Raw genomic sequence first — 16,176 nt, 5'->3', positions numbered from 1 at the left:
GCTGCTTCGCAGCCCAGCGCGGGGCAAGCCCGCTCACCACAGTTACAGTGTTCCTCCTTAACTGACTGGCATTTGGGGCAAGCCCCCTCCCACATTTTTAACTGAGTGCATTCAGTTAGAGGCGGAACCGCCCGACCATCCCATTCAAATCCACCGCCAACCGCGACAACTCACTGCTCGCCGCGCTGGTCTGGCTGGCGCCGGTCGCCGACTGCACCGACAGGTCACGAATGTTCACCAGGTTGCGGTCCACTTCCCGTGCCACCTGCGCCTGCTCTTCCGCTGCGCTGGCGATCACCAGGTTGCGTTCATTGATCTCCACGATCGCCGTGTTGATGGTGTCCAGCGACATCCCTGCGCCTTTGGCGATGTTCAGTGTCGATTCTGCACGTTCGGTGCTGTTACGCATCGAATCCACCGCGTGCTCGGTGCCGGCCTGGATACTGCCGATCATCCGCTCGATCTCGCTGGTGGACTGCTGGGTGCGATGGGCGAGGGCGCGTACTTCATCGGCCACCACCGCAAACCCGCGCCCGGCTTCACCGGCGCGCGCCGCTTCGATGGCCGCGTTCAGGGCCAGCAGGTTGGTCTGGTCGGCCAGGCCGCGAATCACGTCCAGCACCTTGCCGATATCCCGCGATTCATTGGCCAGGTCGCCAATTAGCGTGGCGGTGGCTTGTACGTCGCCGCTCATGCGTTCGATGGCGCTGACGGTTTCCTGGACCAAGTCACGGCCATCGCCGGCCGAAGAGGTGGCATTGCGCGAGGCTTCGGAGGTGCTCACCGCATTGCGCGCAACTTCTTCGACGGCGCTGGTCATCTCGTTGACGGCGGTGGCGGCTTGCTCGATTTCGTTGTTCTGCTGGGTCAGGCCGCGGGCGCTTTCGTCGGTGACGGCGTTCAGCTCTTCGGCGGCGGAGGCCAACTGGGTGGCAGAACCGGCGATGCGTTGCAGGGTGTCGCGCAGCTTGTCCTGCATCTTGGCCATGGCGGCGAGCAGGCGTCCGGCTTCGTCGTTGCCATCGACCTTGATCGGCCGCGTCAGGTTACCTTCGGCCACTTCTTCGGCGGCTTCCAGCGCCTGCGCGATGGGGACGGTGATGCTGCGGGTCAGCAGCCAGGCAAACAGTATGGTCAGCGCCGTGGCGATCACCAGCAGGCCCACGACCAGGTTGAAGGCCGCGTTGTATTGGTCTTCAGCCTCCTGGTTAGTCGCCAGGGCCATCTTGTTGTTGATGTCCAGCAAACGGGTGAGCACTGCGTTGACCTGCTCGGAGTTGCTCAGCAGCTCGGTATTGAGCAGCGTACGCAACTCCTCCACCTGATTGGCGCGGGACAGGCTCTTCATGCGCTCTTCGATCTGATGGTACTGGCCGAGCAAGCGCACGTATTCGTTGTAGGTGGAGCGCTCTTCGCTGCTTTCGATCAGCTTTTCGTAGACGCCTTGGGCGGTGCGGATCTGCTGGTTGCGCAGCTCGAAGGACTCCAGGGTCTTTTGCTGCACGTCCGGCTCGCGGTTGGTCAGCAAGCGGTACGACAGCACCCGCAGGCGCAGGGTCAGTTGGGTGAACTCATCAAGCGCACGGATGCTTGGCACGCTGGACAGGGTGATGTCTTCGGTGGCGCCACGGATCTTGCTCATCTGGTTCAGGGCGAACACACCGAGAAACAGCATCAGTGCACCAATAAACGCAAAGCCGAGGAAGGCCCTCGGAGCGATATTCATATTACGAAGCGACATGCGGGAATCCTGGGGAGAAGCGCGATCCGTGCGGGGGTGAGACGGGGTGTGCTTCTCTATCGGTCGTACGACTAAAGTCTAAAGGGGCATGTGCGTTTTTGTCGCATCTGACGAGGGGTTTGGCCGATTCAGGAACCAGATCGGGTAAATGCAGTCACTAAGGCTCGAAAGTGCGGCCCGGCCCTTAAAAATCGGGCTGCGCGCCGGGGATAACCCTGGCATCCGAGGTGAATTTTCTTTATCGTCACCGCCCTTTGAAAAAGCCCGAGAAATCAAAATGTTAGAAGCATCCCTCAGCCAATTGGAACAACTGGTCAGCGACCTGGTACAGCAGAATCAAGACCTGCTGGGCAGCAACGAATCCCTCAAGGCCGAACTGGCCAGCGCCAAGGATGAGAACGACAGCCTGCAACTGAGCCTGATGGAACAGGAAGAAAAACACGGCGCTACCGCCGCCCGTATCCAGGCGTTGGTTGAGCGTGTGAGCGCAGGGCCTGTCAGCGCATGAATGAAGGGATAAAGGTCGTTTCGATTCTCGGAGAGGATTACTCGATCAAGGCGCCAGCCGGGGAAGACAAGACCCTGATGCACGCCGTGACCATGCTCAAGGCCTCCCTGGCCACCACCAAGAAAAAGTACCCGACCCTGATCGGTGACAAATTACTGGTGCTGGCGGCGCTGAACCTGTGCGCCGAGCAGATCGAATTGCAGCAGGCTCATCAACAGGAACTCGACCGTTACCAAGAGCAAGTCAGCGCCACGGTCGATGTAATCTCCAAGGTGATTGGGCAGCCATAATAAAAGTATGCTGGTGCGCAACGTTTTTCAGCGCGCGCCAGGCTTTTTCCGATGTTTACTCGTACACGATTTCGATGCTGTATTCGTCGTTGGCTTTAAATTTGAAAACTTTGTTAATTACTGTTTTCTTATTTCCAAAAACGTCCAGGACATCGCCTGGGTTGGCAGAGATCAAGTATTCATCAAGCGTTATATCCCTTGCGATCGAAGGATCGCCGCTCTTATCGACGAGAATAATTTTCGGGGCGGTTTTCATGTTGATTCCTCAAAATGGGCAGCAGTAGGTCATTGGTCATTGGTATGGAAGCCAGTGTGAACACGCTCTCAACACCTGAAAGCCTACCCCTTGAGAAGCCTCCTCGGTAACTGTCAGAAATCACAGTAGTTTAGAACTCTAGTTCATTAGTTCGCACGCCCAGACTATTTCGCCGCTATTAGAACCACCCATCCTGCATCCCCAGGCACGTATCATCGCGTGCCTCCAGAATCGCCAGTTCATGATGGCAGCCCGGTACTTCCCAGGTCAGGAAGTAACGGGCGGCCTGGAGCTTGCCTTTATAGAAGGCAACATCCGCCGCATTGCCCCTGGCCAGCCCTTCTTCGGCGCGAATCGCCTGTTCCAGCCAGCGCCAGCCAATCACCGTATGCCCGAATACCTTCAGGTACAGCGCCGAGTTCGCCAGGCTGCTGTTGACCTTGCCGTGGGCGAGATCCGTCAGCAGGCCCAGGGTGACTTGTTGCAGGCGCGCTACCAGGTGTTCCAGCGGTTCTCTCATGGCGGTGAGTGATGGGTACTCCTGGGCGCGGGCGCCGGTTTCGGCGATCAGGCGGATCAGTTGCTTTAGCCCCGCGCCGCCATTCTGCGCCAGCTTGCGCCCGAGCAAATCCAGGGACTGGATGCCGTGGGTGCCTTCGTGGATCGGGTTCAGGCGGTTGTCGCGGTAGTACTGTTCCACCGGGTATTCGCGGGTGTAGCCGTGGCCGCCGAGGATCTGGATCGCCAGTTCGTTGGCCTTGAGGCAGAACTCCGACGGCCAGGATTTGACGATGGGCGTGAGCAGGTCCAGCAGTTCGTGGGCCTGTTTGCGCTCGGTCTCGGTTGCCAGTGTGGTGGTGTCATCGAACAGGCGCGCAGCGTACAGGCCCAGGTCGAAGGCGCCTTCTACGTAGGCTTTTTGGGTCAGCAGCATGCGTTTGATGTCGGCGTGCTGGATGATCGAGACCGGTGCCGTTGTAGGATCTTTGCTATCGGGCAGACGGCCTTGTGGGCGTTCGCGGGCGTATTCCAGGGAGTACAGGTAGCCGGCGTAACCGAGCATGACGGCGCCCATGCCGACGCCGATGCGCGCTTCGTTCATCATCTGGAACATGCAACTCAGCCCCTGGTGTGGCTTGCCCACCAGATAGCCGACACAGTTGCCGTTATCGCCGAAGTTCAGTGCCGTCGACGTGGTGCCGCGCCAGCCCATCTTGTGAAACAGTCCGGCCAACAACACGTCGTTGCGTGCACCGAGGCTGCCGTCATCGTTGACCAGGAATTTAGGCACGATAAACAGCGAAATGCCCTTCACCCCGGCCGGCGCGTCCGGCAGCTTGGCCAGCACCATGTGCACGATGTTTTCCGACAGAGGATGGTCGCCCCCGGAGATAAAGATCTTGTTGCCCTTGAGGCGATAGCTGCCGTCGGCCGCAGGTTCGGCGCGTGTACGAATGTCCGAAAGCGATGAGCCCGCGTGGGGTTCGGTCAGGGCCATGGTGCCGAAGAAACGCCCTTCGATCATCGGTTGCAGGAAGCGTTGTTTCTGCTCCTCGGTGCCGAAGCTTTCGATCAGGTTGGCCGCGCCCATGGTCAGGAACGGGTAAGAAGTAGACGCTGCGTTGGCGGACTGGAAGTGCGCAAAGCAGGCCTGGGACAGCAAGGTCGGCAACTGCATGCCACCGGCTTCGAAACTGCGGGCGGCATTCAGGAAGCCGGCTTCCAGGAACGCATCCACAGCCGGTTTGACTTCCGGGATCAGGATTGCCTGGCCGTCTTCGTAGCGCGGTTCGTTTTCGTCGTTTTTACGGTTATGCGGGGCGAAATATTTTTCGGCGATGGAGCGGGCCGTGCTGATGGCGGCATCGAAGGTTTCGCGGTTGTGCTCGGCAAACCGCTCGCGCTGGGTCAGGCCCTCGGCATCGAGGACTTCGTACAGCTCGAAAGCCAGATTGCGGGAACTGAGCAGCGTCTCGGACATGGCGGATTACCTTTGGAAAAGTATGCCGCAGTCTAGGAGCGCTAATAAAAACGGGGAAGGAAGATAGATGGGGGTGATGGGGCGGCACAAGTTGCAAGCTTCAAGCTACAAGTAAGAGCGCGATGCTTCTACTTGCAGCTTGTAGCTTAAAACTTGCCGCTGCTGCTTAACCTATGGTCATCAGGCTGGCGTTACCGCCCGCCGCAGCGGTGTTGACGCTCAACGCCCGCTCGATCACCAGACGCTCCAAGGCAATGGATGTTTCGCCCTGCGACAAGCCATGCACGCCGACAATCGCCCCACCGCGCTGTGCCACTTGCTGGCACACCGCACGCAGTTGGTCGGAATCACCGTGATGCAGGACTGCGTCGAACACCACCTCGTCCTTGGTCCAATCCGCTACGCGCTTGATCTTCGCCTGAATGTCCTTTGGCAGGCGTGGGAACAAGGCTTTGGTCAGGTCAGTTTCCGGCCATACCGCAGAACCACCCACCGCCAGCACTGCCGCCAGTTGCGTCAACAGATCGCCTTCCACGTCCGCCAGGCACAACACGTGCTCGCGGGGCAGGATGGCGTAGCTGTTGCGCTCGCCGGTCGGGCCGGCCAGTTGGCGGGTGATACCGCTCTGGGACTGCGCGGCGAACTGGCTGCACAGGGCACTCAGCTCGCTGAACGAATGGCTGTCGGCCCAGGCTTTCAGGGCGGTCAGCGGTTGGCTCATGGCGTCGCGCAGGCGTACATCCGGTGCAGCCAACTTGTCGCCACGTACGAAGGATTGCTCGATCGCATCGGTAGGACGAGTCGACAGCAGGCGGTACAGGTACAGCGGGCCGCCGGCTTTCGGGCCGGTACCCGACAGGCCTTCGCCGCCGAACGGTTGCACGCCGACCACGGCACCCACGATGTTACGGTTCACGTAGACGTTGCCGGCATTGACGTTGTCGATCACCTTGGCGATGGTCTCGTCGATACGGGTGTGCACGCCCAGGGTCAGGCCGTAACCGGATGCGTTGATCTGGCCGATCAGCTGGTCGATCTCTTTACGCTTGTAGCGCACCACGTGCAGTACCGGGCCGAAGATCTCGCGTTGCAGCTCGTCGAAGCTTTCCAGCTCGATCAGGGTTGGCATCACGAAGGTGCCGCGCTTGACCTCTTCACCATCGGCAATCGCCACTTGGTACACAGCGCGGCCTTTGTCGCGCATGGCCTGGATGTGTTTCTCGATGCCTGCCTTGGCTTCGGCGTCGATCACCGGGCCGATGTCTACCGACAGGCGTTCCGGGTTGCCGAGGCGGCATTCAGCCATGGCGCCCTTGAGCATTTCGATGACGCGGTCTGCCGAATCCTCCTGCAGGCACAGTACACGCAGGGCCGAGCAACGCTGGCCGGCGCTGTCGAAGGCCGAAGAGACTACGTCGATAACCACCTGCTCGGTCAGCGCCGAGGAGTCCACGATCATCGCGTTCTGGCCACCGGTTTCGGCGATCAGCGGGATCGGACGGCCCTGGGCATCCAGACGACCGGCGACATTGCGTTGCAGCAGGCGCGCCACTTCGGTGGAACCGGTGAACATCACGCCTTTGACGCGTTCATCACCCACCAGGCGGGCACCCACGCTTTCGCCCTGGCCCGGCAGCAGTTGCAGCACGCCTTCCGGAATACCGGCTTCCAGCAGGATGCGCACGGCTTGTGCGGCCACCAGCGGGGTTTGCTCGGCAGGCTTGGCCAATACCGGGTTGCCGGCGGCCAATGCGGCTGCGACTTGACCGCTGAAAATCGCCAGCGGGAAGTTCCATGGGCTGATGCAGACCACCGGGCCCAATGGGCGGTGGGCGTCGTTGGTAAAGTCGTTGCGGGCCTGCACGGCGTAGTAACGCAGGAAATCCACGGCTTCACGCACTTCGGCGATGGCGTTGGCGAAGGTCTTGCCGGCTTCGCGAGCCAGCAGGCCCATCAGCGGCTGGATCTCGCTTTCCATCAGGTCAGCGGCGCGTTCCAGGATCGCAGCGCGTTCGGCGGGCGGAGTGGCCTGCCAAATCGGGCCAGCGTTGATGGCGCATTGAATCGCGTTGTCGACGTCTTCGACCGTGGCTTCTTGAACCTGGCCGACCACATCACGCAGGTCAGACGGGTTCAATACCGGCGCAGACGGTTGGTCGCTGGAGGCGCAACCCAGCATCGGCGCGGCTTTCCAGTTGTTGTGTGCGGTCGCCAGCAAGGCGCAGGACAGCGACGCCAGGCGGTGTTCGTTGGCCAGGTCGATACCCGCCGAGTTTGCGCGGTCGCTGCCGTACAGGTCACGCGGCAAGGGGATACGCGGGTGCGGCAAGCCGAAGCCGCCTTCCTGCGTAGCCATTTGCTCGATGCTGGCCACTGGGTCGGCCACCAGCTCCTGAATGGAGATGGACTGGTCGGCGATGCGATTGACGAACGAGGTGTTGGCGCCGTTTTCCAGCAGGCGTCGTACCAGGTAAGCCAGCAGTGTTTCGTGGGTGCCGACCGGTGCGTACACGCGGCACGGACGGTTCAACTTGCCTTCGGATACCTTGCCTACAACCTGCTCGTACAGCGGTTCACCCATGCCGTGGAGGCATTGGAACTCGTACTGGCCGGGGTAATAGTTCTGACCGGCGATATGGTAGATGGCCGACAGGGTATGGGCGTTGTGCGTGGCGAACTGCGGGTAGATGACTTCTGGCACCGACAGCAGTTTGCGTGCGCAGGCAATGTAGGAAACGTCGGTGTACACCTTGCGGGTGTAGACCGGGTAGCCTTCCAGGCCTTCGACCTGGGCGCGCTTGATTTCGCTGTCCCAGTACGCACCTTTTACCAGGCGGATCATCAGGCGATGGCGGCTGCGGCGCGCCAGGTCGATGACGTAGTCGATCACATACGGGCAACGTTTCTGGTAGGCCTGGATCACGAAACCGATGCCGTTCCAGCCGGTCAGTTGTGGCTCGAAGCACAGGCGCTCCAGCAGGTCCAGGGACAGCTCCAGGCGGTCGGCTTCTTCGGCGTCGATGTTCAGGCCGATGTCGTATTGCTTGGCCAGCAGGGTCAGGGACAGCAGGCGCGGGTACAACTCATCCATCACACGCTCGTACTGCGCACGGCTGTAACGCGGGTGCAGTGCCGACAGCTTGATGGAAATGCCCGGGCCTTCATAAATCCCACGGCCGTGAGAGGCTTTGCCGATGGAGTGAATGGCTTGTTCGTACGACGCCAGGTATTTCTGGGCATCGTGTTCGGTGAGCGCGGCTTCACCGAGCATGTCGTAGGAATAGCGGAAGCCTTTGGCTTCGAACTTGCTCGCGTTGGCCAGGGCTTCGGCGATGGTTTCGCCGGTAACGAACTGCTCGCCCATCAGGCGCATGGCCATGTCGACGCCCTTGCGGATCATCGGTTCGCCGCTCTTGCCGATGATGCGGCTCAGGGACGAGGTCAGCCCTGCTTCATTATGGGTGGCGACCAGTTTGCCGGTCAGCAACAGGCCCCAGGTGGCAGCGTTGACGAACAGCGACGGGCTGTTACCCAGGTGTGGGTGCCAGTTGCCGGTGCTGATCTTGTCGCGGATCAGCGCGTCACGGGTGCCTTTGTCCGGGATGCGCAGCAGCGCTTCGGCCAGGCACATCAGCGCCACACCTTCCTGGGACGACAGGGAAAATTCTTGCAGCAGGCCCTGAACAATACCGGCACGGCCGCCGGCACTCTTCTGATTGCGCAGTTTCTCGGCAATCGAGGCGGCCAGCTTATTGGTAGCTTCGGCCATCGCGGCCGGCAGGCGGGCCTGCTCGATCAGCATCGGTACCACTTCCGGCTCCGGGCGGCGGTAAGCGGCGGTGATCGAGGCGCGCAGTACGGACTGCGGCAGGATGCTCTCGGCGAACTCAAGGAAGCACTGGTGCGCGTGGTCGGCTTGGACCTCGCCTGCATCATCGGCGTCCTTGCTGCTCAAACCATTGAGTTCGGTCAGGGTTGCACCACCCTCCAGTTTCTCCAGGTAATTGAAAATCGCCTGCTTGATCAGCCAGTGCGGCGTGCGATCAATGGAGGTCGCGGCAGCCTTCAGGCGTTCGCGGGTCGGGTCGTCAAGTTTGACCCCAAGGGTGGTCGTCGCCATTTTCTTATCCTCATGGGTGCCACTACCGAGTGGCATCAGCTGGCGGCAAGATTAGCTTTGCGCATCAAGAGGTGCAACCGGGTGCAACCCTTTTTATCCATGAAATTTTCGACGTTCATCCGAAATAAATTTGGCGTCAACGGAATCCGCTTTTTCTTGGTGCGTTTACTTCTGACTTCGGCTGTTCTTGCTCCGAAAAGGAGCAAGAACACGGCGTTTTGTCGATTTCATATCTAGGTGCAACTTATTCGAAAGAAACTGGTTGCACCTTATTTGCTTTGTTGAATAGCATTCGCGGCCAAGGTGCAACCATCCGTAAATCGGGGGTTCATCGGCTGACGGCTTTCCTGGGGAAACGTCAGTCATAAATGCGCGGCACGCAGTTACGTTTACTCACTGACCAGTGGGTGGCCGTCTGACAGACCGCTGCTACATAAAAACAAAGCCAGGGCGTCACTCATATGAGCGTTAGCAATCCAACCTTGATCACATTCGTGATCTACATCGCAGCAATGGTGCTGATCGGCCTGATGGCCTATCGCTCCACCAACAACCTTTCCGATTACATCCTGGGCGGTCGCAGCCTCGGTAGCGTGGTGACAGCCTTGTCCGCCGGTGCTTCCGACATGAGCGGCTGGTTGTTGATGGGCTTGCCGGGCGCGATCTACATGTCCGGTCTGTCGGAAAGCTGGATCGCCATCGGCCTGATCGTCGGTGCTTACCTCAACTGGCTGTTCGTGGCCGGTCGCCTGCGGGTACAGACCGAACACAACGGCGACGCCCTGACGCTGCCGGATTACTTCTCCAGCCGTTTCGAAGATAAAAGCGGCCTGCTGCGGATCATCTCTGCGGTGGTGATCCTGGTGTTCTTCACCATCTACTGCGCTTCCGGCATCGTGGCCGGTGCCCGTCTGTTCGAAAGCACCTTCGGCATGTCCTACGAGACGGCGCTGTGGGCCGGTGCTGCGGCGACTATTGCCTACACCTTCATCGGTGGTTTCCTGGCAGTGAGCTGGACCGATACCGTGCAAGCCACGCTGATGATCTTCGCGTTGATCCTGACGCCGATCATCGTACTGCTGGCGACCGGCGGTGTGGACACCACCTTCCTGGCGATTGAAGCCAAGGACCCGACCAGTTTCGACATGCTGAAAAACACCACCTTCATCGGCGTGATCTCGCTGATGGGCTGGGGCCTGGGCTACTTCGGCCAACCGCATATCCTTGCGCGCTTCATGGCGGCGGATTCGGTCAAGTCGATCGCCAAGGCGCGTCGCATCTCCATGGCCTGGATGATCCTGTGCCTGGCCGGTACTGTGGCCGTGGGCTTCTTCGGTATCGCCTACTTCTCGGCGCACCCGGAAGTGGCCGGTCCTGTGACCGAAAACCCTGAGCGTGTGTTTATCGAGCTGGCCAAAATCCTGTTCAATCCGTGGGTTGCCGGCGTCTTGCTGTCGGCGATCCTGGCGGCTGTAATGAGTACCTTGAGCTGCCAGTTGCTGGTGTGCTCCAGCGCCCTGACCGAAGACTTCTACAAAGCGTTCCTGCGCAAGAACGCCTCCCAGCTCGAACTGGTATGGATCGGTCGCCTGATGGTGCTGGTGGTTGCCCTGATCGCCATCGCCATGGCCGCCAACCCGGAAAACCGTGTACTGGGCCTGGTGAGCTACGCCTGGGCCGGTTTCGGCGCCGCATTCGGTCCTGTGGTCCTGATCTCGGTGATCTGGAAAGGCATGACCCGCAACGGCGCACTGGCCGGTATCCTGGTCGGCGCGATCACCGTGATCGTGTGGAAGCACTTCGAACTGTTGGGCCTGTACGAAATCATCCCAGGCTTCATCTTCGCTAGCCTGGCGATCTACTTCGTGAGCAAAATGGGCGCACCGACGGCCGGCATGATCGAACGTTTTGATGCAGCGGAAAAAGACTACAACCTCAACAAGTAATTCGTCTGGCGCTGAGCGTCCGATGAATTGAAAAAAAGGCCCGCGTCCTACGGATTGCGGGCCTTTTTTTGTGCGTGTTTTTTCACGGGTTGAGGGCGATTCATACGCCCGCGTGTAGGGCTTTACTGATTTATCGGACGTGCGTTCTGCAGGGCAAAGCAGTGGTGCAGAATCCACCGTCTACCCCTCGCAGAGAAACACCGGATGTTCGCTCCTGCCAATCAACCCGCCTTTACCCTGACCCTTGACGGGGAACCCAGTGAGCTCAAGGTTTTTGAGTTTCACGGCGCCGAAACCCTCAGCCAGCCCTATTGTTTTGACCTCGAGCTGGTCAGTGAGCAGCCCGACCTCGACTTGGAGAGCTTGCTGCATCGCCAGGTCTATCTCGGTTTCGACGAACAGGGGCATGGCATCCATGGCCTGGTCTATCGGGTGGCGCAGGGCGATTCCGGGCGGCGCCTGACGCGTTATCAGATCCAACTCGTGCCGCAGCTGGCGTATCTGCAGCACAGCAGTCACCAGCGCATTTTCCAGCACAAGACAGTGCCGCAGATTGTGGCGCTGGTGCTGGCGGAGCAAGGGCTCCATGCCGACCAATTGGAGTTTCACCTGAGTGGTGATTACCCGGAGCGCGAGTATTGCGTGCAATTCGGTGAAAGCGACCTGGCCTTCATTCAGCGGCTATGTGCCGAGCAGGGTATTCACTATCACTTCCGGCACTCGCCCGAGCGGCATCTGCTGGTGTTTGGCGATGACCAGACCGTATTCGCCCAGCCAGACCAGCCGACGCCCTATCGGCCAGGTTCCGGGATGGTGGCGGATACGCCTGCGATCAAGCGCTTTGTGGTGCAGCTGGCAACCCGCACCACGGCGGTCAACCTGCGCGACTACGACTTCTGTAAGCCGAACCTGGTGTTGGAGAGTGGCGTTGCCGGCGCACAGTCGCCACGGCTTGAAGAGCAGGGGTACCCCGGTCGCTTTTCTGGTCGGCCCCACGGTAAATACCTCGCGCAACGGGTTTTGGAGCGGCACCGTAGCGACTATCGAATTGCCCGTGGCAGCGGTGATGATTCTGCATTGGTCTGCGGCCATTTCCTCAGGTTGACCGGTCACCCGCGTGACGCATGGAATGACTTGTGGCTGGTGACGCAGGTCATCCACGAAGGCAAACAACCCCAGGTGTTGGAGGAGGCCGCGACCGAGGTTGCCGGTGGCGATTTTCGTCAGGGTTATCGCAATGAGTTTGTTGCCTCACCGTGGGACGTGATCTTTCGCCCGCCCCTGCCCGAGCAAGCGCGGCCGACATTGGCGGGTTATCAAAACGCTGTGGTGACCGGCCCCGTCGACAGTGAAATTCATTGTGACGAATACGGGCGGGTCAAGGTGCAACTGGCCTGGGATCGACTCGGGGAGCACAACGACCATTCCAGCTGCTGGCTGCGGGTGGCCAGTGGTTGGGCCCATGATCGCTATGGTGCGGTACTTATTCCGCGAGTGGGAATGGAAGTGCTGGTGGGGTTCGTCAATGGTGATATGGACATGCCGCTGGTGATGGGGTGCCTGCCCAACGCAGCGACGGCGGTGCCCCTTGACCTGCCCGCAGACAAGACCCGCAGCATCTTCCGTAGCCAGAGCAGCCCTGGTGGCGGCGGTTACAGCGAGCTGCGCATTGAAGACCGAAAGGGCGCCGAGGAAATCTACCTGCGCGCCCAGCGGGATTGGACCCAGCATGTGCTGCATGACCAGCGGGTGGAGGTCGACAATCAGCGTCGCATCAGGGTGGGCGGCGAATCGCACCATGAACTGCAAGGTGAAGAGCAGCGCATTACCCACGGCAACCGCCTGATCGAACTCAAGCAGGATGATCATCTGGTCGTTGGTGGTTCGCAGCAGATGCGCGCCGGGCAGACCATTCAGATCGGCGCAGGGCAAAGCGTTGTTATTGACGCGGGGGCGAGCGTGACGATTCAGGCCGGCGGGCAATCGATCACCCTTTCGGCGGGCGGGATTTTCAGCAGCGTGCCGATCCAGCTTGGCGGCGGGCCCGCTCCGGCGGCGGTGCCCTTGATGCCGGGAATTCAGGAAAAACTGCTGGCGATAATCCCCGCCCCGCTCAGTCTGGTGCAGGTGGCCAGCTTGAAACGTAGTGCGCCCTTTTGTGAGGAGTGTGAGCGTTGCAAGAACGGGCAGTGCGATATCACCCATTCAACTCAGCCTTAAAAGGAATTTATCCCCATGTCTGAACGGTTGGTCCCCAGCGCCTGGCTTGCGCAGGCTCCTTTGCTTCCCAATGAGCAGCTCTTCGTGGTGTTGGGCGCTGCCAGCGACGCCAAGCCGCTTACCGCCTGGCGAGCCACCGCCGCCGGAATGCTGCCCCAATCCATCTGGGCTGGCACGGCTTACGCAGAATGGGAGGAGGTCATGCCTTACGTGGGCATTGTCGAGCCTGACAGTGGATTCCTCGAATGGGTGGCAACCACTGAAGCCACGGATTGGGGCTGGCTGGCGGTGTCGTCCAGTTCGCTGGAAAGCGTGATCGCGCACCTGCAAAGTTTGACCAAGGTCTACCTGCCGGACGGTCAGGAGGTGTTTTTGCGATTCTGGGATGGCACCCAGTTTCTGCCGATGTTGCGGGGGTTGGGTGATGAGGCCGCAAGCGTGTTGCCGGTTTTTCAGCGGTACCTGATCAATGGCCAACCGCTCACGGTTGCAACGGGGCCGGCGACCGAGGCCAGGGCCAGCCCTTGGTGGCGAGTCCCTGCATCGCTGCAGGCGCACTTGGCAGGGCAATCACCGCAAACCCTGATCGACAACCTGCTGCAATGGCTGCAAGAGCAACGCCCCGACTTGTACACCGCGTTCACACCGGCGACCTTGCAGCACAAGGTCGCCTACTTTGCCCGTCGGCCGGATATCACCCATGAGGCGCTCACCGATTACCTGGCCTTAGAGTTGAGTTGAGCCCAGCGCCTGTTGCAGGTCGTCAATCAAGTCTTCAATCGCTTCGATGCCCACTGACAGGCGAATCATTTCCGGCTTCACACCAGCCTTGGCCTGTTCCTGTTCGTTCATCTGTCGATGGGTGGTGGACGCGGGGTGGCAGGCCAGGGACTTGGCGTCACCGATGTTCACCAGGCGCTTGAAGATTTGCAGTGCATCGTAGAAGCGCACACCTGCCGCGTACCCGCCCTTCAGGCCGAAGGACAGGATCGCCGAGGGTTTGCCTTGCAGGTATTTGTGCGCCAATGCGTGATGGGGGTGATCCGGCAGCCCCGCATAACTGACCCACTCCACATCGGCATGGCCTTGCAGGAACTGCGCGACCTTGAGCGCATTTTCCGTATGGCGCTCCATGCGCAGGGCCAGGGTTTCCAGGCCTTGCAGCAGTAGGAAAGCGTTCATGGGCGCCAGGGCAGCGCCGGTGTTACGCAACGGCACGGTACGGGCGCGGGCGATGAAGGCGGCTGGGCCGAATTTTTCGGTGTAGACCACGCCGTGGTAAGCCGGCTCGGGCTGGTTGAGGCCGGGGAATTTTTCCGGGTATTGGGTCCAGGGGAAGGTGCCGCTGTCGACGATTGCACCGCCCAGGGAGTTGCCGTGGCCGCCGATGTATTTGGTCAGCGAGTGCACAACGATGTCGGCGCCGAACTGGATCGGCTTGCACAGGATGGGCGTGGCCACGGTGTTATCCACCATCAGCGGCACACCACGGGCATGGGCGACGTCTGCCAGGGCTTCGATGTCGATGATATTGCCCGCCGGGTTGCCGATGCTTTCGCAATACACCAGCTTGGTGTTGTCATCGATCAGTTCGGCGATGGCAGCGGCACTGTCGTCGCGGGCGAAACGTACGTCGACGCCAAAGCTCGGCAGCAAATGGGCGAACAGCGTGTAGGTGCCGCCGTAGAGTTGCGGGGTGGTGACGATATTGTCGCCGGCGCGGGTGAGCGTCTGGATCGCGTAGTGAATGGCCGCGCTGCCGGCCGACACGACCAGGGCCGCGATACCCCCTTCGAGGGCGGCGATACGTTGCTCCAGCACATCATTGGTGGGGTTCATGATGCGGGTGTAGATATTGCCGGGCACGTCCAGATTGAACAGGTCGGCACCGTGCTGGGCGTTATCGAATTCGAAGGCGACGTTCTGGTAGATCGGCACGGCGACGGCCTTGGTGGTGGGGTCCGACTTGAAGGCGTGGTGCAGTGCGATGGTGGCGTCTTTCATGATTGTTATTGACCTCCCTGGATAGTGAACGGCCACAATAAATCCGCCCTGGGCCAGCCATTAGATTTTTTTCCGCCCGCATCCTGCCTTTAGGACATAAGCACCGCCCGGCACGCCACCCTGCACCTTTGCCCTCGTAGAAGGTAAACTTCGCCCCCTGCGCAGGAGCAACCATGAATTATCGTCACGCCTTTCACGCCGGCAACCACGCCGATGTCTTCAAACACCTGACCTTGACCCGCCTCATCGCTCTGATGTCGCGCAAGGAGCAGCCGTTCGCCTACCTCGACACCCACGCCGGGATTGGTCTGTACGATCTGCAAGGCGATCAGGCCAACCGCACCGGTGAGTACCTGGAAGGCATCGCACGCCTGTGGGGCGAAAGCGACCTGCCGCCGCTGACGGCCGATTACATGCGCGTGCTGCACGAGATGAACCCGGACGGTCAGTTGCGCTACTACCCAGGCTCGCCGGAGCTGGCGCGGCGCCTGACGCGCCCACAGGACCGCGTGCTGCTCAATGAAAAGCACCCGGAAGACGGCGTGCTGCTCAAGGACAACATGAAGGGGGATCGCCGGGTCAAAGTGCACTTGGGCGAAGGCTGGCATGTACCGCGAGCCTTGCTGCCGGTGCCGGAAAAACGCGCGCTGATGCTGATCGACCCGCCGTTTGAAAAACTCGACGAGATGCAACGCTGCGCCGCGTCCCTCAAGGAAGCCGTCAGCCGCATGCGCCAGACCGTTGCGGCGATCTGGTACCCGGTGAAAGACCAGCGCATGCTGCGCCGCTTCTACCAGGACCTGGCCGGCACGGCGCGCCGAAGCTGCTGCGTGTGGAATTGCTGGTGCATCCGCTGGACACGCCCAACACCCTGACGGGATCGGGCCTGGCGATTGCCAACCCACCGTGGGGCCTGGAAGAGGAATTGCGTGAGCTGCTGCCGTGGCTGTCCAGGAAACTTGGCCAGACCCAGGGCGGGTGGCAGATGGATTGGCTTATTGCCGAGTAATCCGTTCTAAAGTCAAACATAGAACCAAATGTGGGAGGGGGCTTGCCCCCGATAGCGGTGGGTCAGCTACAGATGTACTGACTGATACTCCGCCATCGGGG

The 16,176-nt window shown here is 60.5% G+C and carries 9 protein-coding genes and 3 pseudogenes; 6 read left to right on the top strand and 6 right to left on the bottom strand.

The genetic code is table 11. The features are described from left to right. Positions 1–115 precede the first annotated feature (115 nt). Together IQK56_RS31805 and IQK56_RS31800 are read right to left on the bottom strand one after the other, a co-directional pair. Positions 116–715: pseudogene (locus IQK56_RS31805) on the bottom strand (methyl-accepting chemotaxis protein); the annotation flags it as partial. A 303-nt stretch (positions 716–1,018) separates the two neighbouring features. After that, positions 1,019–1,675: pseudogene (locus tag IQK56_RS31800) on the bottom strand (MCP four helix bundle domain-containing protein); the annotation flags it as partial. A 343-nt stretch (positions 1,676–2,018) separates the two neighbouring features. Here IQK56_RS31800 and IQK56_RS15845 point away from each other — a divergent pair. Beyond that, positions 2,019–2,249: a hypothetical protein gene (locus tag IQK56_RS15845; RefSeq protein ID WP_122306240.1), complete on the top strand. Its 231-nt coding sequence runs from the start codon at positions 2,019–2,021 to the stop codon at positions 2,247–2,249. After that, positions 2,246–2,539: a cell division protein ZapA gene (locus IQK56_RS15840; RefSeq protein ID WP_112193081.1), complete on the top strand. Its 294-nt coding sequence runs from the start codon at positions 2,246–2,248 to the stop codon at positions 2,537–2,539. The genes IQK56_RS15845 and IQK56_RS15840 overlap by 4 nt, the downstream gene beginning before the upstream one ends. Before the next feature lie 55 nt (positions 2,540–2,594). On the opposite strand, the gene IQK56_RS15835 is transcribed toward IQK56_RS15840, so the two are convergent. The 3 genes from IQK56_RS15835 to putA all read right to left on the bottom strand — a co-directional run bounded on the left by IQK56_RS15835 (position 2,595) and on the right by putA (position 8,896). Then, on the bottom strand, positions 2,595–2,795 hold the full coding sequence (locus IQK56_RS15835) for a hypothetical protein (RefSeq protein WP_193862520.1): 201 nt from the start codon (positions 2,793–2,795) through the stop codon (positions 2,595–2,597). 178 nt (positions 2,796–2,973) lie between these two features. Continuing rightward, positions 2,974–4,776 carry an acyl-CoA dehydrogenase gene (locus tag IQK56_RS15830; protein ID WP_193862521.1) on the bottom strand — a complete coding sequence of 601 codons (1,803 nt, stop codon included), beginning with the start codon at positions 4,774–4,776 and terminating at the stop codon, positions 2,974–2,976. Between the two features lie 166 nt (positions 4,777–4,942). Continuing rightward, a complete protein-coding gene (gene putA / locus IQK56_RS15825) occupies positions 4,943–8,896 on the bottom strand; it encodes a trifunctional transcriptional regulator/proline dehydrogenase/L-glutamate gamma-semialdehyde dehydrogenase (protein WP_150760865.1) in 3,954 nt (1,317 codons plus the stop codon). 461 nt (positions 8,897–9,357) lie between these two features. Here putA and putP point away from each other — a divergent pair, with 461 nt between their 5' ends. From putP to IQK56_RS15810, 3 genes are all read left to right on the top strand, one after another. After that, the gene (putP, locus tag IQK56_RS15820) at positions 9,358–10,842 is read left to right on the top strand and encodes a sodium/proline symporter PutP (RefSeq protein ID WP_122306244.1); all 1,485 of its coding nucleotides are present in this window, start codon (positions 9,358–9,360) and stop codon (positions 10,840–10,842) included. A 204-nt stretch (positions 10,843–11,046) separates the two neighbouring features. Further along, positions 11,047–13,062, top strand: coding sequence for a type VI secretion system Vgr family protein (locus IQK56_RS15815; protein WP_193862522.1), 2,016 nt, complete (start codon positions 11,047–11,049; stop codon positions 13,060–13,062). A 15-nt stretch (positions 13,063–13,077) separates the two neighbouring features. Continuing rightward, on the top strand, positions 13,078–13,803 hold the full coding sequence (locus IQK56_RS15810; RefSeq protein WP_193862523.1) for a DUF4123 domain-containing protein: 726 nt from the start codon (positions 13,078–13,080) through the stop codon (positions 13,801–13,803). On the opposite strand, the gene IQK56_RS15805 is transcribed toward IQK56_RS15810, so the two are convergent. Further along, positions 13,789–15,066, bottom strand: coding sequence for an O-acetylhomoserine aminocarboxypropyltransferase/cysteine synthase family protein (locus tag IQK56_RS15805; protein WP_150677445.1), 1,278 nt, complete (start codon positions 15,064–15,066; stop codon positions 13,789–13,791). The two genes, IQK56_RS15810 and IQK56_RS15805, sit on opposite strands and share 15 nt — an antisense overlap. 173 nt (positions 15,067–15,239) lie before the next feature. On the opposite strand from IQK56_RS15805, the pseudogene IQK56_RS15800 reads away from it, so the two are divergent. Continuing rightward, positions 15,240–16,075 (top strand): annotated as a pseudogene (locus IQK56_RS15800) (23S rRNA (adenine(2030)-N(6))-methyltransferase RlmJ). Positions 16,076–16,176: the final 101 nt, after the last annotated feature.

This window comes from Pseudomonas cyclaminis (assembly GCF_015163715.1).
Lineage (GTDB): Bacteria > Pseudomonadota > Gammaproteobacteria > Pseudomonadales > Pseudomonadaceae > Aquipseudomonas > Aquipseudomonas cyclaminis.
This window is presented reverse-complemented; position numbering and strand designations above follow the sequence as displayed.